Annotated in this window: 25 protein-coding genes; 10 read left to right on the top strand and 15 right to left on the bottom strand. The window is 60.5% G+C overall.

Going from position 1 to position 26,822, the window contains the following annotated elements:
- Positions 1-31: 31 nt before the first annotated feature.
- The 5 genes from ACN0SC_RS03250 to ACN0SC_RS03230 form a co-directional block, all read right to left on the bottom strand.
- Complete coding sequence (locus tag ACN0SC_RS03250; RefSeq protein ID WP_417248217.1) at positions 32-1,288, bottom strand: AAA family ATPase; 1,257 nt, start codon at positions 1,286-1,288, stop codon at positions 32-34.
- A 210-nt stretch (positions 1,289-1,498) separates the two neighbouring features.
- On the bottom strand, positions 1,499-2,155 hold the full coding sequence (locus ACN0SC_RS03245) for an OmpA family protein (RefSeq protein ID WP_417248216.1): 657 nt from the start codon (positions 2,153-2,155) through the stop codon (positions 1,499-1,501).
- 4 nt (positions 2,156-2,159) lie between these two features.
- Positions 2,160-3,599: a type II and III secretion system protein family protein gene (locus ACN0SC_RS03240; protein ID WP_417248215.1), complete on the bottom strand. Its 1,440-nt coding sequence runs from the start codon at positions 3,597-3,599 to the stop codon at positions 2,160-2,162.
- A 302-nt stretch (positions 3,600-3,901) separates the two neighbouring features.
- Entirely contained in the window at positions 3,902-4,744 is an 843-nt protein-coding gene (gene cpaB / locus ACN0SC_RS03235) for a Flp pilus assembly protein CpaB (RefSeq protein WP_417248214.1), read from the bottom strand.
- A gap of 300 nt (positions 4,745-5,044) precedes the next feature.
- Positions 5,045-5,242: a Flp family type IVb pilin gene (locus tag ACN0SC_RS03230; protein ID WP_417248213.1), complete on the bottom strand. Its 198-nt coding sequence runs from the start codon at positions 5,240-5,242 to the stop codon at positions 5,045-5,047.
- A gap of 382 nt (positions 5,243-5,624) precedes the next feature.
- Between ACN0SC_RS03230 and ACN0SC_RS03225 the strand changes: the two genes are divergently transcribed.
- Entirely contained in the window at positions 5,625-6,569 is a 945-nt protein-coding gene (locus tag ACN0SC_RS03225) for a lytic transglycosylase domain-containing protein (protein ID WP_417248212.1), read from the top strand.
- An 80-nt stretch (positions 6,570-6,649) separates the two neighbouring features.
- Here the strand turns inward: ACN0SC_RS03225 and ACN0SC_RS03220 are convergent, their stop codons facing one another.
- The 10 genes from ACN0SC_RS03220 to tldD form a co-directional block, all read right to left on the bottom strand.
- The gene (locus ACN0SC_RS03220; protein WP_417248211.1) at positions 6,650-7,399 is read right to left on the bottom strand and encodes an SDR family oxidoreductase; all 750 of its coding nucleotides are present in this window, start codon (positions 7,397-7,399) and stop codon (positions 6,650-6,652) included.
- On the bottom strand, positions 7,399-8,721 hold the full coding sequence (locus ACN0SC_RS03215) for an FAD-binding oxidoreductase (RefSeq protein ID WP_417248210.1): 1,323 nt from the start codon (positions 8,719-8,721) through the stop codon (positions 7,399-7,401). Before ACN0SC_RS03215 ends, ACN0SC_RS03220 begins: the two co-directional genes overlap by 1 nt.
- Positions 8,702-9,706: a lysylphosphatidylglycerol synthase transmembrane domain-containing protein gene (locus ACN0SC_RS03210; RefSeq protein ID WP_417248209.1), complete on the bottom strand. Its 1,005-nt coding sequence runs from the start codon at positions 9,704-9,706 to the stop codon at positions 8,702-8,704. The genes ACN0SC_RS03215 and ACN0SC_RS03210 overlap by 20 nt, the downstream gene beginning before the upstream one ends.
- 192 nt (positions 9,707-9,898) lie before the next feature.
- Complete coding sequence (locus ACN0SC_RS03205) at positions 9,899-10,528, bottom strand: 3-oxoacid CoA-transferase subunit B (RefSeq protein ID WP_417248208.1); 630 nt, start codon at positions 10,526-10,528, stop codon at positions 9,899-9,901.
- A gap of 44 nt (positions 10,529-10,572) precedes the next feature.
- Entirely contained in the window at positions 10,573-11,364 is a 792-nt protein-coding gene (locus tag ACN0SC_RS03200) for a hypothetical protein (protein WP_417248207.1), read from the bottom strand.
- A complete protein-coding gene (locus tag ACN0SC_RS03195) occupies positions 11,361-12,410 on the bottom strand; it encodes a GSCFA domain-containing protein (RefSeq protein ID WP_417248206.1) in 1,050 nt (349 codons plus the stop codon). The genes ACN0SC_RS03200 and ACN0SC_RS03195 overlap by 4 nt, the downstream gene beginning before the upstream one ends.
- Before the next feature lie 16 nt (positions 12,411-12,426).
- Positions 12,427-13,143 carry a CoA transferase subunit A gene (locus ACN0SC_RS03190; RefSeq protein ID WP_417248205.1) on the bottom strand — a complete coding sequence of 239 codons (717 nt, stop codon included), beginning with the start codon at positions 13,141-13,143 and terminating at the stop codon, positions 12,427-12,429.
- Positions 13,144-13,290: 147 nt separating this feature from the next.
- Positions 13,291-15,942 (bottom strand): type I DNA topoisomerase, encoded by a 2,652-nt coding sequence (gene topA, locus ACN0SC_RS03185; RefSeq protein WP_417248204.1) that lies wholly within the window; start codon positions 15,940-15,942, stop codon positions 13,291-13,293.
- Positions 15,943-16,153: 211 nt separating this feature from the next.
- Positions 16,154-17,338, bottom strand: coding sequence for a DNA-processing protein DprA (gene dprA, locus ACN0SC_RS03180; protein WP_417248203.1), 1,185 nt, complete (start codon positions 17,336-17,338; stop codon positions 16,154-16,156).
- 156 nt (positions 17,339-17,494) lie between these two features.
- Positions 17,495-18,916 carry a metalloprotease TldD gene (tldD, locus tag ACN0SC_RS03175; protein ID WP_417248202.1) on the bottom strand — a complete coding sequence of 474 codons (1,422 nt, stop codon included), beginning with the start codon at positions 18,914-18,916 and terminating at the stop codon, positions 17,495-17,497.
- A 181-nt stretch (positions 18,917-19,097) separates the two neighbouring features.
- Between tldD and coxB the strand changes: the two genes are divergently transcribed.
- The 9 genes from coxB (at position 19,098) to ACN0SC_RS03130 (ending at position 26,758) form a co-directional block, all read left to right on the top strand.
- A complete protein-coding gene (gene coxB / locus ACN0SC_RS03170; protein ID WP_417248201.1) occupies positions 19,098-19,961 on the top strand; it encodes a cytochrome c oxidase subunit II in 864 nt (287 codons plus the stop codon).
- A 203-nt stretch (positions 19,962-20,164) separates the two neighbouring features.
- Positions 20,165-21,103 (top strand): heme o synthase, encoded by a 939-nt coding sequence (gene cyoE, locus ACN0SC_RS03165; protein ID WP_417248200.1) that lies wholly within the window; start codon positions 20,165-20,167, stop codon positions 21,101-21,103.
- Positions 21,103-21,291 carry a hypothetical protein gene (locus tag ACN0SC_RS03160; RefSeq protein WP_417248199.1) on the top strand — a complete coding sequence of 63 codons (189 nt, stop codon included), beginning with the start codon at positions 21,103-21,105 and terminating at the stop codon, positions 21,289-21,291. The genes cyoE and ACN0SC_RS03160 overlap by 1 nt, the downstream gene beginning before the upstream one ends.
- Positions 21,291-21,872 carry a cytochrome c oxidase assembly protein gene (locus tag ACN0SC_RS03155; RefSeq protein WP_417248198.1) on the top strand — a complete coding sequence of 194 codons (582 nt, stop codon included), beginning with the start codon at positions 21,291-21,293 and terminating at the stop codon, positions 21,870-21,872. Before ACN0SC_RS03160 ends, ACN0SC_RS03155 begins: the two co-directional genes overlap by 1 nt.
- A 36-nt stretch (positions 21,873-21,908) precedes the next feature.
- Entirely contained in the window at positions 21,909-22,721 is an 813-nt protein-coding gene (locus ACN0SC_RS03150) for a cytochrome c oxidase subunit 3 (protein ID WP_417248197.1), read from the top strand.
- Positions 22,722-22,798: 77 nt separating this feature from the next.
- Positions 22,799-23,473 (top strand): SURF1 family protein, encoded by a 675-nt coding sequence (locus ACN0SC_RS03145; RefSeq protein ID WP_417248196.1) that lies wholly within the window; start codon positions 22,799-22,801, stop codon positions 23,471-23,473.
- A gap of 53 nt (positions 23,474-23,526) precedes the next feature.
- Positions 23,527-24,909, top strand: a complete 1,383-nt coding sequence (gene thrC, locus ACN0SC_RS03140; RefSeq protein WP_417248195.1) for a threonine synthase — start codon at positions 23,527-23,529, stop codon at positions 24,907-24,909.
- Positions 24,906-26,168 (top strand): M16 family metallopeptidase, encoded by a 1,263-nt coding sequence (locus tag ACN0SC_RS03135; RefSeq protein ID WP_417248194.1) that lies wholly within the window; start codon positions 24,906-24,908, stop codon positions 26,166-26,168. The genes thrC and ACN0SC_RS03135 overlap by 4 nt, the downstream gene beginning before the upstream one ends.
- Positions 26,168-26,758, top strand: a complete 591-nt coding sequence (locus tag ACN0SC_RS03130; RefSeq protein WP_417248193.1) for a GNAT family N-acetyltransferase — start codon at positions 26,168-26,170, stop codon at positions 26,756-26,758. Before ACN0SC_RS03135 ends, ACN0SC_RS03130 begins: the two co-directional genes overlap by 1 nt.
- Positions 26,759-26,822 lie beyond the last annotated feature (64 nt).

The following is a 26,822-nucleotide window of genomic DNA, read 5'->3' as shown; positions in this document are numbered from 1 at the left end:
TCCCTTCGGAATCAATGTGGGGCGGCGCGGATTACTCCGCCGCCTCAAGTTGTTCGTTCTGATGCGCGTGGATCGACGCGGCGAGTTTGGTGATCTCTTTGCGCAGCGGGTTCTTCGACGCCTCCAGCGCAAGGGGCAGCCCCTGATCGCAGGCTTCGCGCACCATTTTGCCGCCTTCGGGCAACTGCACATCAATTGCGATGTCGAGGTTCTCTGCCATCCGTTTCACCCGCGCTTTCGCCGTGAGGTCCATGGCCTTGGGTGCGCGGTTGAGCAGGAAGCGGAATTTCTCGAACGGCAGATCCTCTGCGCGTAGAGCCGAACGCAGACGCAGGATGTTCTGTGCCGAACGCAGGTCCAACTCGAACGGTGCGAAGTAGAACTCGCAGGTGTTCAGAACCACTTCGGTCCAGTTGACCAGTGTCGTCGGCATGTCGATTACGACGTAATCGTAGTGGCGTTGCGCCATGTCCAGAATGCGGTCGACATCCTCAGAGGCGATAAAATCCAGCGGCAGAAGGTCGGGCGGTGCGGTCAGCACGGGCAGGGTGTCCTGAAACTGGACCAACGCCTGACGGAAGCTGTCCTCATCCATCAACTCGGTCGCGGAAAGCAATTCGTAGACCGCCTCGCGGCGGGGCAGGTCAAGATAGGTCGAGACCGACCCGTATTGCAGGTTGAAGTCGAGAAGGACGACACGCGGTTGCGGTGCCTTCTTCTCGATATTGGCAAGCTCCCACGCGAGGTTCACGGCAAATGTCGTCGCACCCGCGCCGCCAGCCACCGATTGCACGGGCAGGACGACGCCCTTCTTACCACCGGGTTTGCCGTAGAGTTGCGGAGCAGAGGTGTCGATAAAATCGACTGCCGCGGCTTTTTCGGGCGCATCGAGCCGTTCGATTGCCTCGCCAAGTGCACCTTCGGGCAGGGGATAGGGGATGAAATCCTCGGCCCCCAGTTGCAACAATTGGTGGAGCGCCATCGGAGAGACCTCGTCGGCGATCAGGATGACTTTAACACCCTGTTCCTTCGCGGCCTTGATCAGGTCCGCGATCATTGCGAGGGAACTCTCGTCCTGATGGTCAATGGCCACCGCCACGAATTTCAATCCGCCGCTTTCGGGCTGGCGGAAGAAGACGCGCGCGTCTTCAAACGACAGATCACCCCAGGCTTCGCCCAGAGCGTCCTCCATGTCCTCGATCAAAAGATCGAAGTTTTGCACATCGCGGCTGATTGTACATGCCACGAGCGGTGCAGGGTCATTCTGCAATGCAGTTTCACTCGTCATTGCCTGCGTCCTTTTTCACTGCGGGATCCAGGCGTTCAGAGTGTTCAAGTCCTTGAAAATAAAAAGACCGTCACCTTCACCCCTGGACCGTATATCGCGGATTCTCGCCGGACATACGTGTTCCCATTGGGGATAAGGTGACGGTCAATGTAGGCAACAATGGGGCCGAAATCGCGTAATAATTCGCTATTTCGGGATGATCCCCGTGTTTTACTCCGTTTGTTCCTCGCCGAAGTTAATCAGGTCGGAGGGCGCGGTGGCGCTCTCGATATACTCGCGGTGGACGATCTCCGCATAACGGCTGTCCATCACGATCGGATTGCTTTTCACGAAACCCGATACTTCGGTGACGGTGCGCCGATTGCGGCGTTCACGCTCTTGCGTGGCCACGATGGGCTGCGTTTCGCCGTAGGAGACCATCGCCTCCAGACGCGAGCGCGAGATCCCGTGGCGGGCCAACTCGTTGACAACCGCTTGGGCGCGTTTCAGGCCGAGGCGTTTGTTATACGCATCCGAGCCGACCAGATCGGTGTGCCCGTAGACGCGGAAGCGCACTTCGGGGAACTGGCCGATGAAGTCGGCCTGCTGGCGGATCGCGGCGCGCGCGGCGGCGTCGAGAACCGATGAGTTGAAGGCGAAGTTCACCGTGGTCGGCACCGCTGCGGCGAAGCGCTCGTTGAGATCGACCACGTAGTTGCGTGTACCGTTCTGGACCAGCGTGTTGTTCATCGTCGCATTGCCGAACTGACCTGCGTCGAGATAGCCGCCCGCCTCGTCATAGAAGCTGGAGAAAATCTGCTGATCGGTGCAGGCGGTGAGTGCCACCATGGTGGAGGCGGCGAGGGTGAGTTTGAGTGTCACGCGCATGGTCTTATTCCTCCATCACGTAGCCGTAGGACCCTTGGAAGTCCTGTTTCGCAACTTCCGCGGCGGCACCCGATTTGGGCTTCGTATTGCCGCCGAAGGTCTTGCCGAAGAGGAACATTTCCGCCTCGGTCGGGATGCGCACACGGTCCGTGGGCAGTGCAAGGGCAACACCGTTGGTCGGCGACACGAGGTGCGGCGTGACGATGATCACGAGCTCCGATTGCGCGCGCTGATAGTCCATCGAGCGGAAGAGCGCGCCGAGCACGGGCACATCGCCGAGCCACGGCACCTGACCGCTGAGATCCTGAAAGTCGTCCTGCAACAGACCCGCGATGGCAAAACTCTCACCGTCGCGCATCTCAACCGTGGTCGAAGCTTCGCGGCGGCTAAAGGAATTGAGCGAGAAACCGTCGACCGAGTAGTTCACCGTAGAGTCGATGCCCGACACGGAGGCTTTCAGTTCGAGGTTGATCTGGTCGCCGTTGACGACGCGGGGGATGAATTCCAACTCGACGCCGAAAGGTTTGTATTCAATCGTAACACCTTCCTCGGTCTTAACAGGGATGGGGTATTCGCCACCCGCGAGGAACTTGGCCTGTTGACCCGACAGCGCGGTCAGGTTCGGTTCAGCCAATGTGCGCACAACACCCTTTTGCTCCATGGCTTCAAGCGCCACGGCCAGTTCAACGCCACCGATAGAGCCGCCCAGTTTGAGCGCGCCCAGCGCTTCATCGCGTGCCGCGAAGTTGCCCGTGAGGCCGTTGTTCCCTGTCAGGAAGTTGCCCGATGAGCCGCCTGTCCAGTTTGATGCGTTCGAAAGCGCCCCTGTAACGGGGTCAATGACGTTGATGTCGTTGAGGAAGCTCACCGAGGAGGAGAGGTTCTTCGACACTGAACGCGCCATTTCGGCGAAGCGCACTTTCAGCATAACCTGCTGCGTTCCGCCGATGCCGAGGAGATTGGACACACGACCCGGTGCGTAGCGCTCGGCCAGTTCCACCGCGCGCTCCATATTGGTCACAGAGGAGATCACGCCCGAAAGCACAATCCCGTCATTGGCGGTGCGCACCTCAATCCCCTCACCAGGCATGATCTGGCGCAGGCGCTCTTTGAATTCTGTGATGTCAGGTGTGACCTGAATTTCCACGTTTGTAATCAGCGACCCGTCGGGCGCCAGTAGCGTCATCGTCGTGCGACCCGGCGCGCGGCCGAGCACGTAGATGGAACGATCCGACAAAGTGGAAATATCCGCAATCTCCGCATTCGCCACAGAAATCTCGGCGAACGGCTCGTCGCTCTCGATCACGACGGCACGGTTCATGGGGACATTGAGCGAACCCGATGGCGAGCCCGTCATTACGCGAAGTTTCTCAGCAAATGCCCCTGTGGGCATTGTGCCGATGATGGCACACCCCAAAAGGGCGGCCTTTACAATATTCAACATTTTCATGTGATCCTGCCTCTCCGACCACGCCTCAATAAAGTGGGGTCTAGCGCCCCGATTGGCGGTAGAATGCGTCAACATGCCTTTTTTTGCAAGAATCAATCCTTTGCGGGCCATAGGTGATGTGAATGCAACACAGGTCAGGCGCACGGACGCGTAGTGGTGATCGGCGAATTTCCAGCCAAACCCATTGAAAAAGGCGGAGAAGTCGCGCTTCGCCGCCTTCTTGTTCAGAGTTGTCCTTTTCGAACAATTCTCACGTCAGTGTTGTGTCGTGTGGAGCGCGCACAATTATCGCGGGATCAGTTGTTACAGGGGATCGGGATTTGCACCGCTTCGCCGTTTTTGCGCGTCGTTACGCTACAGGTGCGCTCTTTTGGCGCTTCGACGAAGACCTGCTCCTGAATGCCCAGCAGGGTGTTCTGGTCGATCTCAACACTCTCGTCGGAGGCAGTATCATTGCGTCCGACCAGTGCCAGTGTCAGTTTTCCCGTCGATTGCGCTTGTGCAAGAATAGCGACTTGTTGCGGGGTGGCTTCAACGGTGACGGTGCGGGCAATCGAGGGCGCGACGAGTTCGCCGTCGGCCTGTTGGTCGACCGCGACGAGCGGGATGGCCGATTGGATGAGTTTGGTGACGTCCTGTCCACTATCGGGCAGACGGCCTGTCCAGTAAACGTCGACGCGGTCACCCGGACGCAGGAAGCCTGAGACCCCCGAGGAAACATCCACACGGATGGCAAAAGCTCGCATACCCGAACGCAGGCTTGCCGCCACGCCGGCATTCTTGCCTGGCTCGGTGACTTTTACCGCAAGGATCGGCTCGAAAGGCTCGATCGAGCGCAACGCGACACGCGGTGTGTCGGGGCCGTCGGGAAAAACCTCTTCGTCCGTGCGGAACACGCCTTCGGGCATGCTTTCCACGGGCCAACGCACCTTTTTGATCATCTCGGGGGTGATTGCATCGCCATAGACCAGCGGCTCTACGGCGACGAAAATCTCTTCTGTCGGGATAATATTGGCGCGGTTGGCCTTTTCGGCTTCTAGCTCCGCTTGATAGGTCGACATATAGCCGCGGGTCATTTGCACCGCAAACCCGGCCAGGCCGACACCGATCAGGAGCACCAATCCAAAGATAATTCGCATAATCTGAACGTCCTTCTGCTTAAGGCCCGCAATGGCGGACCCTCTGCCTCACGCGATGAAAGTGGCATTGAATTGCGGCAAAACGGTGGTTAGGGCGCGTCACATCTAAGGATTTTGGCCGTCAGGTGAACAAAGCGGCGCAAAGGGCTTCTTTATGCCGTGCCACGGTGTCTGTGTGTGTCGTGCGCAATTGGGCATTATCCATGATCGAGCGGCGCACGAAGCCGGCCACCCACAAAAAACCGCGCCCCGTGAGGGGGCGCGGTTTGAAATCTGATCGGGCGAATGGCCCGGATGACCTTAGTTGTAGGTCGTGATCGTGCCGCGGCTTGCGAGATCGGTGGAGATTTTTTCGCCGAACGCGGTGGTACCTTTAGCAACAGTCGTCAGAACAGCGATGCCGAGGCCAACAACGGCGGAGGTCAGAACGACCCAGTCCACGGTCACAGCGCCATCTTCGTCACGGTTGAAGCGGTTTGCCAGTTTGAAGAATTTCATAGTCAGTCCCTCCTGAGGGTATTTGATTTCATGTCCACGTCTTAAGCTCAGAAGCGTAGGCGTTTCCCGTGCCGTTGGTCGCTGTCTTTGCTTTCGATGGGGCTATATGGCCCATGAACTGGGGCAGGAGTTTGGCAGCAATGGTGCCATTTTGGGTTCTGGACATTTTTAACGAACTTTCAATCTAAGTATAAGAAATAAAAAGTTAAAAAACTTTAACCAGTCCAGAAAATTTTACTTGAAGCGGCGAAATATGGTTAATGATTGGATGCGATTGATCGTTCGAAGTGTCTAAATGCTGGCTTGAGTGAAGATTTTTTGCGAGACTGAAACAGTTGGAACCGTCCGAAGAGACGGGCCAGGCAGAAAGGGCAAGACCATTATGAGCAATCCCTTCACCCGTTTATGTGCGGTGGCAAGTTGTGCCGTGATGGCGGCATTGGCCGCTGATGTTGCTTTGGCTCAGGAGGGCGGTTCATCTTTTCTCGTACCAGATCCACTCCTGCCCGACGCGACGATCAAGAAAGTCGAGCCAGCCGCGTCGGACACCTCCGCGCCCCCGCCCAATTGGCCAAAGGTCACGCCCAAGCGCATTGGCGTGCCGTCATCGAACGGGTCAAAGCGTATCACGGTGCAAATCCGCCCGCGCGATATCGAACGCCAGCAAGGGCCGAGCGATGATGTGGAGCCAGTGGGCCTGTCAAAGACTTCGCCCGTGCCAGAGGATTTACAGGACTGGTTCTGGAGCAAGGTGCCGCATGATGTCAGAAACGCAGGCCCCGAACGCTTTGCGCTAGCGTTGAAGGCGCTCGATGCGGACGAGGCCGCGCGGCTGTCCACGCCTACCTTCCAGCACGTCACCGATCTGGCCAACGCCTATGGCACGGACCTGTTGATCCATTCCATCGGGACGCAGGTTTCGCCTGCACTGGCGCTCGCCGTAATGGCGGTGGAAAGCGCGGGTAAGGCGGATGCGTTGAGTTCGGCCGGCGCGCAGGGGGTGATGCAGCTCATCCCTGACACAGCGGCCCGCTTCAACGTGACCGATCCGATGGACCCCTCCGAGAACATACGCGGCGGGATCGACTACCTCGACTGGCTGCTCACCCATTTCAATGGCGATGTCATGCTTGCGCTGGCGGGGTATAACGCGGGTGAGAACGCGGTGAGCAAGTATCAGGGCGCGCCGCCCTTTGCCGAAACTCGCGCCTATGTGCCCAAGGTTCTGGCCGCGTGGCAGGTCGCGCGGGGGCTCTGCGTGACGCCGCCCGATCTCTATTCCGATGGCTGCGTTTTTGCCACCAATGCGGTGCGCGCCTCGAAATAGCGCCCGCCACGCCTATACCCAAAAGAAAAACGGCCCCGCACGAGGGGCCGTTTCTGTGTCGTGTCAGGAGTCGCGTGTGATTAGATCGACATCTTCTTGAACACCATCTCGGGGATATGGCGGATGATGAGCATGATGTAGCGCCAGAAGAAGGGCGTGTAGATCACGTTGCGTTGCTTCTTCACGGCCTTGAGTAGATCGTCGGCGACCTTTTCGGGCGAGGCGACGAGGAACATCCCCTCCACATCCCATGTCATCGCGGTGTCCACGAAGCCCGGTTTCACGGTGATCACATGACCGCCCGCGCGGGTGAGGCGGTTGCGCAGGCCTGAAAGATAGGTGGCAAACCCCGCCTTGGCCGAGCCGTAGACGTAGTTGCCGATCCGTCCGCGATCTCCTGCGACCGAGCCGACACCGATGACCGTGCCTTGTCCGCGCTCCTCGATGTGGGGCGCAAGCATTTGCAGGAAGGTGGCGGGGCCGATGTGGCTGTCCTGCACGACGCCTTCGATCAGTGTCGGGTCGGCGTCGATGACCTCTTGCGGTGGCATGGAGCCGACGAAGACCGCGCAGTTGATCGCGCCTGCCTCCAGTGTCGCTGCCTCGATGATCGGGGCGAAAGTGCTTACGTCGTGCGCGTCGAAGTGGTGAACAGCTGCTTCAACCGCCCCGCGTGCGCGGCAGTCGGCGGCGCTGGCCTCAAGGTCGTCCATATCGCGTCCGCACAGGAAAAGCGTTGCGCCCCGTGCCGCCAGTTTGCGCGCCAGTGCACGGGCCATCGACGAGGTCGCGCCCAGAATGATCCAGCTCTCTTGCATGGTTTCGCCCATTACTTTGCCCCCTTCGCATCACGCAGCTTCAAACGCCGCACCAGATCGGTCTCATAGGAGCGGTCGGGGTCGGCCTTCGCCACCGCTGCGGCCCAGTCTGCCTGTTCGGGATACATGCCCGCGATCTGTTCGGGCGTGGCAACACCGTCCTTGGCGAAGTAGATACGCCCCCCCGCTTCGCGCGCCATATCGGTCAATTCCGCGATCAGGAATTCGGCGCCTGCGCGGTTGGGGAAATCGACGGCGAGCGTATAGCCTTCCATCGGAAAGGACATGTAGCCGCCGCGACCTGTGCCCATCTTCTTGAGCACGGCGAGCGGCGAGGCCAGTCCCGATTGCCCGATCCGTTCCAGCATGATCCGCAGGCAGTTGGTCTTCTCCAAAGGCACAACGCATTGGAACTGGTTGAACCCCTGCTTGCCGTAGAGGCGGTTCCAGTTGTGGATCGCGTCGAGCGGGAAGAAGGGCTCTTCGATGGGCTTGACGGAGGTGCGCCCCTTTGCGGGGACGCGGCGGAAATAGAGTTCGTTGAAGAGCCGCACGACGGGAGCCGAAAGCGCCCAGCTTGGCGCGTTGAAGGGCACTTCGCGGGTTTTGTCCTTGCGGTTGGGCACGCCAGAGGTGATCTCTCCCTCTTCTAGAATGCCGCGCCCCAGTGCGTCCCCCTTCGCCGTCGCGTCGATCCAGCCAACGGTGTAATCGGTGCGGCTCTCGTCGAAGGCCACGAGGAATTCGTCGAGATTGTCGATGCGGCGCTCGGTGAGCACCATCATGTCGCCCTTGCACTTCATCATGGCGATCTTGGCGCGGGAAATCACGCCCGTCTGGCCCAAGCCACCGACTGTGGCTTTCCAAAGGGTCGGCGTCGATTTCGGGGTAATCTTGCGCGGTTTGCCATTCTGGATCAGCGTGATCTCGGTGACATGCTGGCCGAAGGAACCCGCGACATGGTGGTTCTTGCCATGCACGTCATTGGCGATGCAGCCGCCGACTGTAGCAAAGCCCGTGCCAGGCATGACGGGGGGAATCCATCCCTTCGCGGCAAACGCCCGCCCCAGATCGCCGATGGGCATTCCTGCCTCGACCTCGACCACGCCCGTGGCCTCGTCAAAGGACAAAACGCGATCCAGCCGTGTCATGTCATAGGCGCGACCATCGCTGTTGAGGGCGGCGTCACCATATGAGCGGCGCATCCCGAAGGCAGGGGCAGGGGTCTCGGCAACCATGCGTTTCAGAGCGGACTGGCGTTCGGGGCGGGCGACCTCGCCCGTGGCGCTGCGTGCGCGTCCCCAGCCCGTGTATTCAAGCGTTTTCCAAACCATGTCGGACCTTTAATGACTGTCGCTCGGCGAGCGGAAAGACGACGAGGCCGATGGCAATGGCAAACCACAGCGTCGTCAGGCGAATGATGGCGGTCGCAGGCACGGACATGGCCAGCGGCACACCTTGCAGCGCGAGCAGGGCGACCATCGCCGCCTCCGCGCCACCCACACCACCGGGAGCACCCGTGAGGCCTCCCGCCAGTGTGGAAAACAGGAAGATGGCAATCGCGGTTGCCATGGAGACCTCCGCGCCCATCCAGTCGAGCAGCAGGTAGAAGGCCACACCCTCGGCCAGCCAGCCGAAGAGCGCCTGAACGGAGCCAGCAAAGAGCGCTCCACCATTGGCAAAGGGCGCAAGCGAACGGGCGGCGCGGCGGATGCGTGCGAAGAAACGTGGCGCGCGTCCCGTCGAGCGGTGGCCGAAGGTAGCCAGCCATGCCAGAAGTTTGGGGCGGGTGACGACGAAGGCCGCCACGAGCGCAAGAACCGTGACCGCAGGACCGCCCGTGATCGCAACACCTGAGGTCGCAATCGCCGCCCCCATCAGGATCGCCATCGCGGCCAAATCAGATGCACGATCGACCAGAACAAGCGGCGCTGTGCGTTCCAGCGCCCAGCCCGTCTCCCGCTTGATCCAGCGCATCCGTACCAACTCGCCCACGCGACCCGGTGTCACGGTCATGGCAAACCCGCCGAGGAAATGGGTCAAGCTCGATCGCATCGGCAGGCCAAGGCCCAGATGCCGTTGAAACAGGTGCCAACGCAGCCCGCGTAGCACGTAATTAACCAAGGACAAGACCAGAAGCAGCGCGATCTGAAATGCGCCGAGTTTGGAGATCTGTGCCAAGGTCTCCTCCCAACCCGTCGCCGCAGCGGCCCCAACGAGTCCCAAGACGACCAGCACCAAAAGCCCCGCCATAACGGCGCGGTCCCGCCAGATGCGGGTGTTGGAACGCGGTTGGATCGTTGTCTCTGAACTGGACATTCTGCTCGACCATTGGAATTTCTTGAGCGGTTTCTAGCAACAAATTAGGGCAAGAATAAGAAAGTGTTTCGATTTTCCGAACAATCATGGGCCAAAGAAAAAGCGCAGGGATTTCACCCCGCGCCTCTACTTTGTTGCTCAAATACTCAAACGGCCTCTGTGCGAAAGACGCCCGTCTGAACGGCGGCGGATCTATCCGACGATGGTCGCCTCTGTGGCCGCGCGGATGTCGTCTTCGGTGACGCCTTCGGCGCATTCGACGATTTTCAACCCGCCTTCGACCACGTCAAGAACGCCGAGGTTGGTAATCACGCGATCCACCACGCCCTGACCCGTCAGCGGAAGGGTGCATTCCTTCAGCAGCTTGCTCGCGCCGTGCTTGTTGGTGTGGTCCATGACCACCACCACACGGCCCACACCCGCAACGAGATCCATCGCGCCACCCATGCCTTTGACCAGCTTGCCAGGGATCATCCAGTTCGCCAGATCGCCCTTTTCGTCCACTTCCATCGCGCCGAGAATCGCCATGGCGATCTTGCCGCCACGGATCATGCCAAAGCTGGTGGCACTGTCGAAATATGAGGTTTGGGGCAGTTCGGTGATCGTTTGCTTGCCCGCGTTGATCAGGTCGGGATCTTCCTCGCCCTCGATGGGGAAGGGGCCCATGCCGAGCATCCCGTTTTCCGATTGAAGCGTGACCGTCACGCCCTCGGGAATGAAGTTGGGCACAAGTGTGGGAATACCGATCCCGAGGTTCACATATGTGCCATCCTCAAGTTCCTGTGCGGCGCGTGCCGCCATCTGATTGCGATCCCAAGCCATGTGTCGTCCTCCTATCGTCGCCGTCTTTTCAGGCACCCTATCAGCTACCCGTCCGCTTCGTCTGCACTTTTCTGCGCTGCGGCGGGATGAATGTCCAGTATGTCGCGCGCAAATGTCTCGAAGAGCAGCGCGCCGAAGTCCGCGTTCATGTGGCGGTTGTCGATCCTCTGTGTGCCTTCCGCCGTCGACCGCGCACGCGCGAATCTGTTGAGCGTGCGAAAGGCATCATAGCGTGTTTCCAGCGGTTGCGGGACGAAGCCGATTCCTGCCGCTGTCACCTGCTGTTCTATGGCATTCTCGTAGACTTCGATCCAGTCTTCGGCATGTGCGCGATGTGTCAGTTCGGTGAGGTGGCGCTCATGGCCCGCTCCAGGACGCCAACTGCGTTTGAGCGGGTAGGGCGCGGGGGTTGTCGTTACATGCGGGAAACGTCCGAAGCGTGCCACGAGCGCATCTACGCAGTGTGACACCGCCCCCTCAATCAGCGCCGTCATCGCCGCGCGGCTCATCACTGGCCCGCCGCGTCGTTTGCCTTCCTCTAGCGTGTCGTATTGCACCAGCAGCCGCAGGATCGACAGCAGACCGTAGCGGTCGCCTACCACGAAGAGGTGATCGTAATGTGCAAGGTCAACCGTCTCTGTGTTGTTCCACTCAAACGCGATTTTGCGCGCGTCGGCTTGCGGGGTGAAGGTCGTGCCGATCACATCGGCCTGAAAGAATTCGCGCCCGGGCAGGCCGAAATAATCCACGTCCAAGGTGGGAAACCGCGCGGCGATCTCGTCGTGCGCCATGCGGATCGTGGCCGAATGTGATGTGCCGATGACCAGAACCTTCATGAGCGCTTGGCCTCGATCAGCACCTCCTCGCAGACCACATCGTCTTCCTCGACATCATCGACGGGTGCGCGTGGGGCGAGGGCGACATCGGCGTGGTCGGGGTCGTGGGCGGCAAAAAACAGATGCATCGCTGCCGCCACTCCTGCCTCATCGACCGAGCGCAGGTTGGGTTTGTAGAAGGCGGATCGCGCGGCGGGGTTGATGATAACCTCGAAGGAAGGGAAGTAGTCCACGTCCTCGTGCGCGGCCGAAAAGGCACCCGCAGCTGCACGTAATACCGCCTTGGAATAGGTCGACGCGGCAAGCACATGCCCGCCCGTGGCGGTCGCCGTGAGCGGGACGGGGGAGACAGTGAGGAGCATCTTGATCGACGGTTTCACGGTCTGAAGCAGATCGCGAGCGCGCGCCAGATCGGCCATGATCTCGTCATAGGAAAAGTTGTGAAACCTATGGATGTCGGAATCGTATTTGCCTGCAATCGTGCCTGGTGCCGTGGGGTAGACCGTGCCGCTGGGGGCGTGCATCCACGCTTCAGTTAGTCCGAGGGTAAAGACGAAGAGATCGGCCTGTTCCACGGCGCGGGTGACGGCTTTCAGATGCGCCGCGCGCGCTTCCTCTACATGGGCCGCATTCTCCAGCCCGTCGGGTTCCACATTGGGTCGTTGCGCATCGAAATAGCGTCCGTCACGGGTCCATATCAGGTCGGATGGATTGGCGTGGCCGAACGCTTCGCCAAGCAGTTGGACCAGTTGGCGCACCGTGTAGATGTTGCCGTAGCGCGCCGAATACATCCCGTAGCCGAAGCGAGCGAGGGTCGCGTCGGGAAAAGTGCCGATGGGAGTTTCCGTGTCGATTACCGACCAGTCGCGGTCGCGCAGGTTGCGGTGAACGTGTTGCGCAAAGCAGGAGCCCGCCGTCATGATGCCCGTCTTGCGGGTCACGGGAAATTTCGGCACGTAAAGCCCGCTAGGCCGCGCGGGGTCGCCGCCCACCACGCCCGTGCGCCAAAAGGCACTATCGGGCAGGGAATCGTAGGGCGATGACATGCGCAGTGCGCGGGGGTCAGGCGGCAGGGCGCGTCGTGCGCTGCTCGATCCGTTTCTCGTGTTCACCTTGGATCAGGCGATGCACGTAGATGCCCGGCAGGTGGATGTGATCGGGGTCGAGCGAACCTGTCGGCACGATCTCCTCGACCTCCATGATGCAGACCTTGCCACACATCGCTGCGGGCGGGTTGAAGTTGCGCGCCGTTTTGCGGAACACAGCGTTGCCAGTCTCGTCGGCTTTCCACGCTTTCACGATGGAGAGATCGGCGAAGATGCCCTCTTCCATGATGTAGGTTTCCATTCCACCATCTGGGCCAGTGGGGAACTCTTTGTGTTCTTTGCCCTCGGCGATGACGGTGCCCACGCCCGTTTTGGTGTAAAAACCGGGGATGCCGTGACCTGCCGCGCGCATCCGCTCGGCCAGCGTGCCTTGCGGGTTGAACTCCAGTTCCAGTTCGCCTGCAAGATACTGGCGCATGAACTCGGCGTTTTCGCCAACGTAGGAGGACATCATCTTCTTGATCTGGCGCGTGTCGAGGAGTTTGCCCAAGCCGAATCCGTCAACGCCCGCGTTGTTGGAGGCAACCGTGAGATCCTTGACGCCGCTTTCGACGATGGCGTCGATCAGAAGCTCGGGAATGCCGCACAGCCCAAAGCCACCCGCCGCAATCAACATGCCGTCCGACAAAAGACCGTCGAGTGCCTCAGCTGCGGAACCGTAGACCTTGTTCATGGGAAATCCCCCTCCTGAAATTCGTGAGCCAAAGTTGCGACAGACAGTGGCGAAGAGGGGGGGCGCTGTCAATATGCTGCGCCTGCGAAGGTCCGCCGAAAGCGCATGGCAGGATGTGGGGCGGGGCGTTGCGCCCCGCCGTGTAAGTTAGCTGTCAGCCTTCTTGGTGGCCGCTTTCTTCTTCGCCGCAGGTTTTTTCGCAGCGGGTTTCTTGGCGGCGGCCTTTTTCTTCGGTGCGGCCTTCTTTTTGCCGCCCTTGGCTTCGCGCTCCGCGATCAGCTCCACGGCTTTGTCCATGGTGATCTCTTCGGGCTTGATGTCCTTGGGGATGGTCGCGTTGACCTTCTCCCATTTGACGTAAGGCCCGTAGCGGCCTTCCATCACGTTCACGGGGCCGCCGCGATCGGGATGCTCGCCCAGTTCCTTCATCGGTTTCGCCGCCGTGCGCCCGCGCCCGCCAGGGTTGGCGCGTTTCTCGGCCAGAAGTTCAACCGCGCGGTTCATGCCGATTTCAAAGACATCGTTGGGGTCTTTGAGGTTGGCGTAGACGGGTTTGGCCTCGTCGGGCAGTTGGTGCATCACGTAAGGCCCATAGCGGCCGAAGTTCGATTTGATCTCGCCGCCCTCGGGATGCATCCCTATTTCGCGCGGCAGGCTGAGAAGCGTGAGCGCCTTTTCGAGGTCCATATCGTCGGCCTGCCAGCCTTTCGGCAGGGAGGCGCGGTCGGGTTTGGGTTGTTCTTCGGTGGCCTCTCCGCGCTGGACGTAAGGGCCGAAACGCCCCGAGCGCAGGGAAATCTCGTTGCCATGCTCGTCCTCGCCCAACACGCGGTCGCCGCCTTCGGCCGCGTCGCCGCCGATGGGGCGGGTGTAGCGGCATTCAGGGTAGCGCGAACAGCCGACAAAGCCGCCCGTGCGCGAGGTTTTGAGGTGAAGCGATCCCTGGCCACACAGCGGACATTCGCGCGGGTCTTTCCCGTCCTCGCGGGGCGGGTAAAGCTGCGGCGCGAGGGCTTCGTCGAGCTTGTCGAGCACTTCGGTGATGCGCAGTTCGGAGGTCTCTTCGATGGCCGTGTGGAAATCGCGCCAGAAGCGGTTCAGCACGTCCTTGTAGTCCAGATCGCCCGCCGAGATGCGGTCAAGCTCCTCTTCCAGATCGGCGGTAAATTCGTAGCCGACATATTTGCGGAAGAAGTTCATCAGGAAGATCGTCACGATCCGCCCCTTGTCCTCGGGATAGAGGCGGTTTTGTTCCTTGCGGACGTATTCGCGGTCCTGAATCGTGGTGATGACGGAGGCGTAGGTTGAGGGGCGACCGATGCCCAACTCTTCCATCCGCTTGACCAAGGTGGCCTCGGTGTAGCGCGGCGGCGGGTTGGTGAAGTGCTGAAGCCCCATCACGGCATCATCGCCACCCATCACGGCGATCTTTTCTGCGGCCTGTGCCGTAAGCCCGCCCTTCACATGGGGCAGGGCATCGCCCTTGGTGATCTGCGGCAGGCGGCTGCCGTCCTCGTCATCCTCAACGTCGTCGCGGCCCTCGGTGTAGACGGCCATGAAGCCGTCGAAGACCACAACCTGACCTGTCGCGCGCAGCATCACTTCGCGGTCATCTGAGGCGATGTCGACCGTGGTACGTTCCAGTTTCGCGCCCGCCATCTGTGCGGCAATGGTGCGTTTCCAGATAAGGTCGTAGAGGCGCGCCTGATCCTTTTCGGTGAGTTTTACCTTGTCAGGGGCGGCGAACATATCGGTGGGGCGGATACATTCGTGCGCTTCCTGCGCGTTCTTGGCCTTGTTTTTGTAAATGCGGGGCGAGGAGGGGACGTATTGCTCGCCGTAACGTTCTTTGATTGCATCGCGGGCCTGCGCCACGGCCTCGGGGGCCATGTCGATCCCGTCGGTTCGCATGTAGGTGATTAGCCCCGCCTCGTAGAGACGTTGCGCCGCGTTCATCGTTTGACGCGCGCCGAAGCCGAATTTGCGGCTGGCTTCCTGTTGGAGCGTCGAGGTCATGAAGGGCGCTGCGGGATTGCGCGAGGCAGGCTTGGCCTCAACGGAAGCCGCTGTCAGTGCGCGGCTGGACACCGCCTGAACCGCCATTTCGGCTGCGAGCTTGTCGCCAAGGTCGAATTTGTCGAGCCGCTTGCCCGACAGTTCCACCAGACGTGCCTCGAACTGCTGACCGCGCGGGGTTTCCAGAAGCGCCTTTACGGTCCAGTATTCCTTGGGGTCGAAGGCTTCGATCTCCGTCTCGCGTTCCACGATCAGACGCAGGCAAACCGATTGCACACGGCCCGCCGAGCGCGCACCAGGCAGCTTGCGCCACAGGACCGGAGAGAGATTGAACCCCACGAGATAGTCGAGCGCGCGGCGTGCCAGATAGGCTTCCACCAGCGGTGCATCTACTTGGCGCGGTTGTTGCATGGCTTCGGTGACGGCCTGCTTGGTGATCGCGTTGAAGGTCACGCGCGATACGGCGGTGGACTTCTTGATCGCACGGCGTTTGGTCAGCGCCTCTTGCAAGTGCCACGAGATTGCTTCCCCTTCGCGATCGGGGTCGGTCGCGAGGATCAACTCGTCGTCGTCCTTGAGCGCGTCTGCGATGGCCTTGACGTGCTTGCGGCTGTCCGCGCCGATCTCCCATTTCATCTCGAACTCATGGTCCGGATCGACCGATCCCTCCTTGGGCGGCAGGTCACGGACGTGCCCGTAGGAGGCCAGAACGGTGAAGTTCTTACCCAGATACTTGTTGATCGTTTTGGCTTTTGCCGGAGATTCGACAACAACAACTGGCATGGATGGACCTCTTCTGACCTGTAGACGGGCGTGCCATATGGGATGCCCTGTTTAGCGCGGCGCAAAATGGGTCGCGTTTTTGTCAAATGTCAATCACCAGAAATGCGCCCATTTGCCTCTACCCTTTAGGGTAGGTTTTTTTGCCCCTTTTCGAGGCACTCTATAATGGAGTGGTAAACGGTGGAATGACGCGGTTCGAGCGGGCAAAGTGTCAGGGCAGGGACAGTACCCCGCCCGATTTACGCGCGATGCGGCCCGTGAGTTCGAGCGTGAGGATTTCGCCCGCGACCTGTTCGGCGTCGCCGCCCACCTCACGGATCAGCATATCTTCGGGAATATCTGAGCCGCCGATGCGTGCCAGAATACGGTCGTGCAGTGCTGTGACCTTGCTCAAATCGACGGACGGCTTTTGACGCGCGCGTGATTGCGGGTCGCCTGCGGCGTCAGGGTCGGAGGGTATAGGAGTTGCGCCGCGCGTATCGGTAACACGTGTGCGTGCCATCGGCGAGGCGGCTGCTAGAGCGTCAATCACGTCACGCGCACTCCGCACCAGATGCGCCCCGTCGCGCAGCAGGATGTTGCACCCCGCCGCCCGTCCGTCGAAAGGATGGCCTGGCACAGCCATGACCTCGCGCCCCTGTTCGAGCGCATTGCCGGCCGTGAGAAGTGATCCCGATTTGGCCGCAGCCTCCACCACGATCGTGGCGCGCGCCAGTCCCGAGACAAGGCGGTTGCGCATTGGGAAGTGTCGGGCGAAGGGTTTCATCCCCATCGGTTGCTCGCTCATCACGATGCCGCGTGTGGCCATCTCCTTATAGATGTCGGCATTTGCGGCGGGGTAGATGTCGTTAACCCCACCTGCCAGCACGCCGATGGTGCCTGTCTCTAGAGCTGCGCGATGCACGGCACCGTCGATTCCGCGCGCCAAACCCGAGACAATGCCAAAGCCTTCCGCACCCAGATCCTCGGCCAAAGTGCGGGCAAAGCGCAGACCTTGGCTCGACGCATTGCGCGCACCGACCACGGCCACAAGAGGGCGTTCAAATAGCGACAGGTCGCCAAGGGTCCAGATAAGCGGGGGCGCATCCTCGATTTCGGCCAGTAGGCGCGGATAGGCGGGCTCGCCGACAGCCACAAGGCGCGCGCCGATCTTGCGCGCAGTGCGTAATTCGGTCTCGATCACGTTTTCGGGGCAAACGGTATAGGCACGCACTCCTGCCTTCGAGGCAACTTCGGGCAGCGCCTCAATCGCCGCCCGCGCAGAGCCATGCTCCGCCATCAGGCGATAGAATGTCGTGGGACCAACGCGGCGAGATCGCAAGAGACGGAGCCAGTCCGCCCGAACTTCCTCGGTGTGGGGTGGGGTGAGGGGGTGGTGGGAAGGGATGAACTCCAATGGGCCAACTCTCTCCGTCTCTTGCCCACTCACATTCGCCCAAATTGGTTAACGAGTTGTTACCAAAAACGAGAAAGTTCCATTTTTATGGAAATTCAACCATTTGGGCGAAGGGAACCCTTACGGGCGACGAGGGGATTGCATCGGGCGGTCGGGTCAGCCTCCCGACCCACCGACCGTCAATCCACCGATCATCAGCGTTGGCTGCCCCACGCCCACGGGCACCCATTGGCCCGCCTTGCCGCAATTGCCCATGCCCGGATCAAGCGCCATGTCGTTGCCTATGGCGCGGATGTGTTTGAGCGCGGTGGCGCCATCACCGATAAGGGTCGCGCCTTTCACGGGTGTGCCGACGATACCGTTTTTAACGCGGTAGGCCTCGGTGCAGGAGAAGACGAACTTGCCGTTGGTGATGTCCACTTGGCCGCCGCCAAAGCCTACGGCGTAGATCCCGTCCTTGAGATCAGCCACGATCTCGTCGGGCGCGGCGTGGCCGCCCAGCATATAGGTGTTGGTCATGCGCGGCATGGGGGCGTGGGCATAGCTCTCGCGCCGCCCGTTGCCGGTCGGTTCCACACCCATGAGACGTGCGTTCTGGCGGTCCTGCATGTAGCCGACCAACACTCCGTCCTCGATCAACACATTTTTTGCACTTGGCGTGCCTTCGTCGTCCACGGTGATGGAGCCGCGACGGTCGGGAATAGTGCCATCGTCGAGAACTGTGACGCCTTTGGCTGCGACCTGTTGGCCCATAAGCCCTGCGAAGGCGGATGTCTTCTTACGGTTGAAATCGCCCTCCAACCCGTGCCCGACGGCCTCGTGCAACAGAATACCTGGCCAACCAGGTCCAAGCACCACATCCATGACGCCCGCAGGCGCGGCCTCCGCGTCGAGGTTCACCACGGCCACGCGCAGCGCCTCGCGTGCCACGCTCTTCCAATGGGTCGGGTCCATTAGACCCGTCAACCCCATGCGCCCGCCGCCGCCTGCCGAGCCGCTCTCGCGACGCCCCGCCGATTCTACGATAACGGAGACATTGAGGCGCGCCATCGGGCGCACGTCGCTGACCAGCCCGCCTTCAGGACGCAGGATGAACACTTCCTGAAAAGAAGCGGCCATGGATGCCGTCACCTGCACCACGCGCGGATCGAGGTCGCGCAGGTAGGCGTCGATTTCCGATAGCGTGTCGATCTTGGCGTTAAAGGCCACGCCGTCGAGCGGGTTTTCGTCGGTGTAGAGCTTGACGTTGGTCGCCCGTGGCGCGTCGGCCAGCGTGCCGCCACCATCCGCCACAGCCAGACGCGCGGTCTCGGCGGCACGTTTCAGCGCGCTTTCGCTCAATTCGGTGGAATGGGCGTAACCTGCTGTCTCCCCGCGCACCGCGCGCAGGCCGAATCCCTCGGACGCATCATAAGAGGCATTGCGAATCCTTCCGTCGTCGAACACCAAACCTTCGGACGTGCGTCGTTCAAGAAACAACTCGCCATCATCGGCCCCTTTCACTGCTTCGCGCACGATTGTCAGGGCCGCATCACGGTCCAGGGCTGTTTCGAATGGGTCAAAACGTCTCGCCGACATAATTTTATGGTCCTCGGGTCTTGATCTAGATCAAAAAAAACGGTCAAAGCATGACGGAAGGCGCTGCTTTGAGGGTCCAGTATGACCGCCGCAGCCCGAGGTTCAAACGAAAAGCGTCCCCGATAGACGGGCGCGGCGCGACACAGGGTCTGACCTGTTCGTGCAAAAATGGGAAGAGAAAATGCGCACCACATCCCTCCGCTCTGGCCTTGCGGCCGCCATGTTCGCCATGTTCGGCGCTGTTTCTGCTGTGGCTCAGGAGGCTGGAGAGCTTCTTGGCGCGCCTGTGCCAGGTGGCATAGGGTTCCAACCCGCAGCAACCGAACTGGCGCGCGACTTGCAGGGTCTTGACGCCTTGCTGAACTGGATCATCGGCGCGATTGTGCTGTTCGTTGTTGTCATGATCGCTTGGGTGATCGTGCGCCACAACCGCCGCGCCAACCCTGAGCCCAAGACATTCACCCACAACACGCCGCTCGAAGTCGCTTGGACGGGCATTCCGATTCTCATCCTGATCGTCATCGGCTTCTTCTCGCTGCCCGTTCTGTTCAAGCAGCAGGAAATCCCCGAAGGTGACATCTATATCAAGGTGACGGGCTACCAGTGGTACTGGGGTTATGAATATGTCGACGAAGGATTCGGTTTCGACAGCCTGCTTCTGGCGCGCGAAGAGCTGGCGGACTACGGCTACTCTGACGACAAATACCTTCTGGCCACCGACACCAAAGTTGTCGTGCCTGTTGGCAAGACCGTCGTCATGGGTGTCACGGGTGCGGACGTGATCCACTCGTGGACCATCCCCGCCTTTGGTGTGAAGCAAGACGCCGTGCCTGGTCGTGTGGCCGAGCTTTGGTTCAAAGCAGAGAAAACCGGCACCTTCTTTGGCCAGTGTTCGGAGCTTTGCGGCAAGGACCACGCCTATATGCCGATCACCGTTCAGGTCGTTGAGCAGGATGAATACGACGCTTGGCTTGAAGGGGCGAAAGACGAGTACGCGCTTAACGACACGCTTGATACTGGCGTGAAGTTCGCCTCCGCCGAGTAATTCCGTCGCAGGGTGTGGCGCGAGGCTAAACGCGCGCTACCTCTTCACGGGCTACGACAGACAACCGGCACGCGGACGGGCAACCGCCCGCGTTTTGCCAGACAGATGCCTACGCACAGTGCCGCTCGGACCATTAGACGGGCCAACCCGCAACACCGAGCCGCCGTTAACCGCGCCGCTGGCGCAAGAGAGTGAATGACGCGATGACGGATGCGACGATCATCATGGATGACGAACACGAGGCGCAGTTCCGCGATTATTTCGCCCTGCTCAAGCCGCGTGTAATGTCGCTCGTGGTCTTTACCGCGCTTGCTGGCCTCGTTGTTGCTCCGGGTCAGGTGCATCCTTTCGTCGCCTTCTTCTCGATCCTGTGCATCGCTATCGGTGGCGGTGCCTCGGGCGCGCTCAATATGTGGTATGACTCCGACATCGATCAGGTCATGCGCCGCACGGCCAAGCGTCCGATTCCTGCGGGCAAGATCGAAAAGGGCGAGGCGCTTGCTATTGGGCTGACGCTTTCTGCCTTTTCGGTGATCATGCTCTGGCTTGCCTCCAACATCGTTGCGGCGGGTCTTCTGGCCTTCACCATTTTCTTCTACGCGGTGGTCTACACCATGTGGCTCAAGCGCTCGACGCCGCAGAACATCGTGATCGGTGGGGCGGCTGGTGCTTTCCCACCGATGATCGGCTGGGCCGTGGTGACGGGGGATATCACCCTGTCGTCTGTGCTGATGTTCATGCTGGTGTTCATGTGGACGCCGCCGCATTTCTGGTCTCTGGCGCTGTTCATGAACTCCGACTATGACGCCGCGAAAGTGCCGATGTTGACTGTGACGCATGGCCGTCGTTCCACGCGCACCCATATTCTCGTCTACACCGTGCTGCTGGCTGTTACTGCCGCCGCGATGTTCGCGACCCCGCTGGCGGGCTGGACCTATCTGGTGACGGCCGTGGTGATGAACGGGCTGTTTCTCAAGGGCGCGGTGGACCTTTACCGCCGTGACGAGACGCAGGCCGAGGCAGACAAATACAAGGCCGAGCGCAGTTTCTTCAAACTCTCTCTGGCTTACACCTTCGCGCATTTCACGGCCCTGATGGTCGACCGCGCACTGGCAGATTTCGGCATCGGAGGACCGTTCTGATGGCGATTACCAAGCTTCACGAAATGCATAAACGCCGCCGCTCGCGCAATGTGGGACTGGGCGCCGTTCTGGCGGGATTCGTTGTGCTGGTCATGGTGCTGACCATGGTCAAGTTGACTACGACTGGTGGCCTGCCTGTGGGGGGCGTTGGCCCCGCGCAGCAAGGACAACAGGAGGTGAGCGAGTAATGGCACTGCAAGGACCGCAGAAAACCCTCGCTCAACTGGTGGGTGTCGTTGTCGTCATGGGAGCCCTGGCATGGGCGTCTGTCCCGTTCTACAGCTGGTTCTGCCGCGTGACGGGGTTCGGCGGCGAGACCAGCGTGGCCGACTCGGGCTCCGACACGGTTCTCGAAGAGACCATCAAGGTTCGCTTTGATGCCTCCGTCGAACGCGATTTTCCGTGGGTCTTCAAGCCAGTTGAACGCGAGATGGAATTGCGTATCGGTGAGACGGGACTTGCCTTTTACGAGGCCTCAAACCCGACCGACCGTCCGATCGCGGGCACCGCATCCTATAACGTCGCGCCTTACGAGGCGGGCGGGTTCTTTACCAAGATCGACTGTTTCTGCTTCACAGAGCAGGTCTTGGCACCAGGCGAGACCGTCCTGATGCCTGTCACCTTCTACGTCGATCCCGAAATCACAACGGACAGGGATGCAAAATACGTGCATCGGATCACCCTGTCTTATACATTCCACGAAACCGATCTGCCTGAGGACTTCGCCGCACTCGATGTTGCGCAGCCCAAGGACACCGATCTAAACTAAACCCGAGAGAGGGACCTCAAGGGAGAGGACGCACATATGGCGCACGAAAAGAACCATGACTATCACATTCTTCCGCCGTCGATCTGGCCGCTGACGGGGTCCGTATCGGCCTTCATCATGCTGTTTGGTGCCGTGCACTGGATGTCCTCCGAGGCCTCTGGTACGCCTTGGATCTTCGCAATCGGCCTCGTCGGTGTGCTCTACACCATGTGGAGCTGGTGGCGTGAAACGATCCTTGAGAACCAAGCGGGCGACCACACTCCCGTGGTGCGTATCGGCCTGCGCTATGGCTTCATCATGTTCATCATGTCCGAGGTCATGTTCTTCGCTGCATGGTTCTGGGCGTTCTTCAAGAACGCGCTCTACCCGATGTATGAATACGCGGGCACCGAGTACGTGAAGCCCGAATTCCATGCTGTTGACGCCTTCCACCTGCCTTTGATGAACACGCTCTTGCTGCTCATCTCCGGTTGTTTCGTGACATGGGCACACCACGCTCTGGTCCACGGTAACGTCCGCAAAGACCTCGTCGCGGGGCTTGCTGGCGGTGTGCTGTTCGGCGCGATCTTCACCCTGTTCCAAGCTTACGAATACTACGAGCTTCTCGTTCACGAAGGCTGGAGCTTCGGTGGCGAATTCTTCTTCGGCTCCTTCTTCATGGCGACGGGTTTCCACGGCTTCCACGTTATCATCGGTACAATCTTCCTGCTGGTTTGTCTGATCCGCTCGATGCGCGGGCATTTCACACCCGAAGATCACATCGGGTTTGAGGCCGCCGCATGGTACTGGCACTTCGTTGACGTTGTGTGGCTCTTCCTCTTCGTCGCGGTTTACATCTGGGGCCAATAGAGCCTTGGATCGTTAATCCGACCAAAAGCCAACGGGGCGCGGGGAGACCTGCGCCCTTTCGCGTGTTAGGGGTGCAAATGCGACGCGGATTTCTTGCTACTGTGATTTTCGGGGTTCTGGGGCTGGCCGTGTTGGTCAACCTTGGTCTTTGGCAATTGCGCAGGCTCCCCGTCAAAGAGGGGGAGATCGCACGGATCGAAGCGATGATCGGCGATGCCCCTGTGACCTTGCCTGACGAAATCGACCCAGAGGACGACAAGTATCGACCCGTTTCGCTCACGGGCGAGATCTGGGCGGAAGAATTGCACGTGCTGGTGTCGACCCGAGATTGGGGTGCGGGATTCCGTATAATCTCGCCTATGGTGCTTGATGACGGGCGGCGTGTGATGGTTGATCGCGGCTATGTGCCCACGGAGGCCAAGGAGGCCGCGCGCGCGACAGGACGTGTGGAGATCATCGGCAACCTGCACTGGCCACAGGAGCGCGATCGCTTCACTCCCGACGACGATCTCGAGGCGAATTACTGGTATGCGCGCGATGTCGATAAAATGGCCGAAGCGCTCGATACCGCGCCGATCCTCGTCATTTCAAAGACCGACCTTGGCGACGGGGTTGCCCCACTCCCCGTGACGACACATAACATCCCGAACAATCACCTCTCTTACGCGATCCAATGGTTTCTCTTCGCGGCTGTATGGCTGGGGATGACAAGCGCGCTTGCGTGGCGTATGAGGGCGACAAAACGAGTTTAGCGAGCGTTTCGGCGCGGGAATGCTGTCCCGCGGGAGCGACAAGGACGACGCCCATGAAATACATTTCCACCCGCGGTGAGGCCCCCGAACTGAGTTTCGAGGAGGCGATGCTAACTGGCTTAGCGAGCGACGGTGGCCTTTATGTCCCCGCCAGCATTCCGACCATGAGCAAAGAAGAGATCGCGGCACTCGCGGGACTGAGCTATGAGGAAGCTGCCTTTCGCGTGATGCGTCCTTTCGTGGGCGAAACGTTCTCAGACGAAGAGTTCAAGGACATCATCGCCAAGGCCTACGCGGGTTTCGGCCACGACGCCCGCGCGCCGCTCGTCCAGCTTGGCCCGAACCATTTCCTTTTGGAGCTGTTCCACGGCCCGACGCTGGCGTTCAAGGATTTCGCCATGCAGCTCATCGGCCAGCTCTTCCAATCCGCCTTGGCGCGGCGCGGCGAGCGGGTGACGATTGTAGGCGCGACCTCGGGCGACACGGGCTCGGCGGCGATTGAGGCCTTCAAAGGGCTCGACAATGTCGATGTCTTCATCCTCTTTCCGCATGGTCGCGTTTCCGATGTGCAGCGTCGCCAGATGACAACGCCGACCGAGAGCAACGTCCACGCGCTCGCCGTCGAGGGCGATTTCGACGACTGTCAGGCGGCTCTCAAGGAGATGTTTGCCGACCATGACTTCCGTGACGGTGTGCGGCTGGCGGCGGTGAACTCGATCAACTGGGCGCGGGTTCTGGCGCAGGTGGTGTATTACTTCACTTCCGCTGTTTCACTTGGCGCACCGCATCGCAAGGTCTCCTTCACCGTGCCCACGGGCAATTTCGGCGACATCTTCGCGGGCTATATCGCCAAGCAGATGGGCCTGCCGATCGAACGCTTGGTGATTGCCACGAACCAGAACGATATCCTGCACCGCACGATGGAGACAGGCGCCTACACGAAACAGGGCGTAACCCCCTCGATCTCGCCCTCGATGGATATTCAAGTCTCCTCGAATTTCGAGCGCGTTCTGTTCGACGTTTATGACCGTGAGGGCGCGGCCATTTCGCAACTCATGACTGAACTCAAGGCGGGCGAATTTACGGTGAGCCAAGGGGCGATGGACCGCCTGCGCGAGACCTTTACCTCGGGGCGTGCGTCCGAAGAGGAAACCACGGCCACGATCAAGGCGATGAAATCCCGCGCGGGTGAAGTGCTTTGCCCGCATAGCGCCGTGGGCGTCAAAGTGGCGGAGGAAAACCTCTCGTCCACGCCGATGGTCACGCTGGCCACCGCACATCCCGCGAAATTCCCTGCCGCCGTCGAAGCGGCCTGCGGCGTCCATCCCGAATTGCCGCCCCGTATGGCCGACCTGTTCGAGCGCGAAGAGCGCTTCACGGTCGTGCCCAACGATCTGGCGGCTCTGAAAACACTGGTGAAGGAGCGCATTGCTTGAGCAGCGTCAAAACCCATCGTCTGTCTAACGGATTCCGTATCGTCACCGAAGTGATGCCCTCGATGCAAAGCGCGTCGATTGGCGTCTGGGTGCTTGCCGGCGGGCGTCACGAGCGGCCCGAGCAGAACGGCATCGCGCATTTTCTTGAGCATATGGCCTTCAAGGGTACAGAGCGTCGTACTCCACTGGAGATCGCCGAGGCGCTTGAGAATGTGGGCGGCTACCTCAATGCCTACACGTCGCGTGAGGCAACCGCCTATTACGCGCGGGTGCTCAAGGAGGATGTGACGCTCGCGCTCGACGTGATCGGCGACATCGTTTTGAACCCTGTGTTCGATCCGCGCGAGTTGGAAGTGGAGCGGGGCGTGATCTTGCAAGAGATCGGCCAGTCTAACGACACGCCCGATGATGTGATTTTCGACTGGTTGCAGGAAACGGCATATCCCGCTCAGGCACTTGGCCGCACCATTCTCGGTCCCGCCGAACGGGTCCGCGCCTTTTCTCGTGATGATCTGGCAGGGTTTGTCGACGAGCATTATTCGCCAGAGCGCATGGTGCTTTCGGCGGCTGGGAACATTGATCCCGAGGCGATTGTGCGACAGGCCGAGGAACTCTTCGGACATCTCGCCCCTCATGGCGCGGACAAGAGTGATCCCGCGCTGTTCCGTGGCGGCGATTTCCGCAAAGTGAAAGACCTTGAACAGGCCCACTTCGCCCTTGCCTTCGAGGGGCCGGGGTATCGTGACAACGACATATATCTCGCGCAGACAGTGGCCACCGCGCTTGGCGGCGGCATGTCCTCGCGCCTGTTTCAGGAAATCCGCGAGAAGCGCGGGTTGTGCTACACCATTTACGCGCAATCGGGTGCCTATTCGGACACGGGGCTGACCACGATCTATGCGGGCACATCTGGGGGTGAGTTGGGCCAGTTGGCTGATCTCACCATCGACGAGATCAAACGCGCCGCAGACACCATGAGTGTGGCCGAGGTTGATCGTGCGCGTGCGCAGATCAAGGCTGGGCTACTCATGGGGCTGGAAAGCCCTTCGGCGCGCGCCGAACGGAATGCGCGGATGACGGGTATCTGGGACCGCGTGCCCGCGCTCACCGAGACAGTCGAGCGCATTGACGCGGTGACGGTCGAGGCGGTGCGCGAGATGCTCGGTAAAATGGGGCAGGGGCGCGCAGCCATGGCGCTCTATGGGCCTGTGGCGGACGCTCCTGCGTTGGAAACCTTGCAAGACAGGTTCGCCGCCTGATGCTCTCGCGGCGTCCCAAGGTCCGGATTGAGACCGAACGGATGACGCTGAGGTTGCCTCAGCATGGCGACCATCGCAGCTGGGCGTCGCTGCGCCATGACAGCCGCGCGTTCCTTCAGCCGTGGGAGCCGAAATGGTCGGTGGATCACCTCTCGCGCAAGGGCTTTTCCAATCGCGTCTATTGGGCGGAACGTAGTTACAAGTCTGACAGCGGTCTGCCGCTTTTTCTGATCCGTCGTGAAGATCAGGCGCTGTTGGGTGCGCTCACACTCGACAACATTCGCCGTGGCCCTGCGCAAGCGGGCACGCTCGGTTACTGGATCGGCGAACGATATGCGCGGCAGGGCTACATGCGTGAGGCGATAGAAGCCGTTGTGCATCATGCCTTTCACAAGATGGACCTCAGCCGCATTGAGGCCGCGTGCCTGCCAGAAAACGCCGCATCGCGCGGGGTGCTGGAAAAGGCGGGGTTCAAATACGAAGGCGTCGCGCAATCCTATCTCCAGATCAACAACCGCTGGCGCAACCATGTTCTCTACGCCGCGCTGCGCTCGGATCGCCGCGGTCACACGGATGTGGGGCTGGCCTGACGTTTGCGCGAGACGCATAGTGCAGGCATAAGTGTTGCCGCCGTCCAATACCAATGCCCGAAAG

This window comes from Celeribacter sp., assembly GCF_048261515.1.
GTDB lineage: Bacteria > Pseudomonadota > Alphaproteobacteria > Rhodobacterales > Rhodobacteraceae > Celeribacter.
This window is presented reverse-complemented; position numbering and strand designations above follow the sequence as displayed.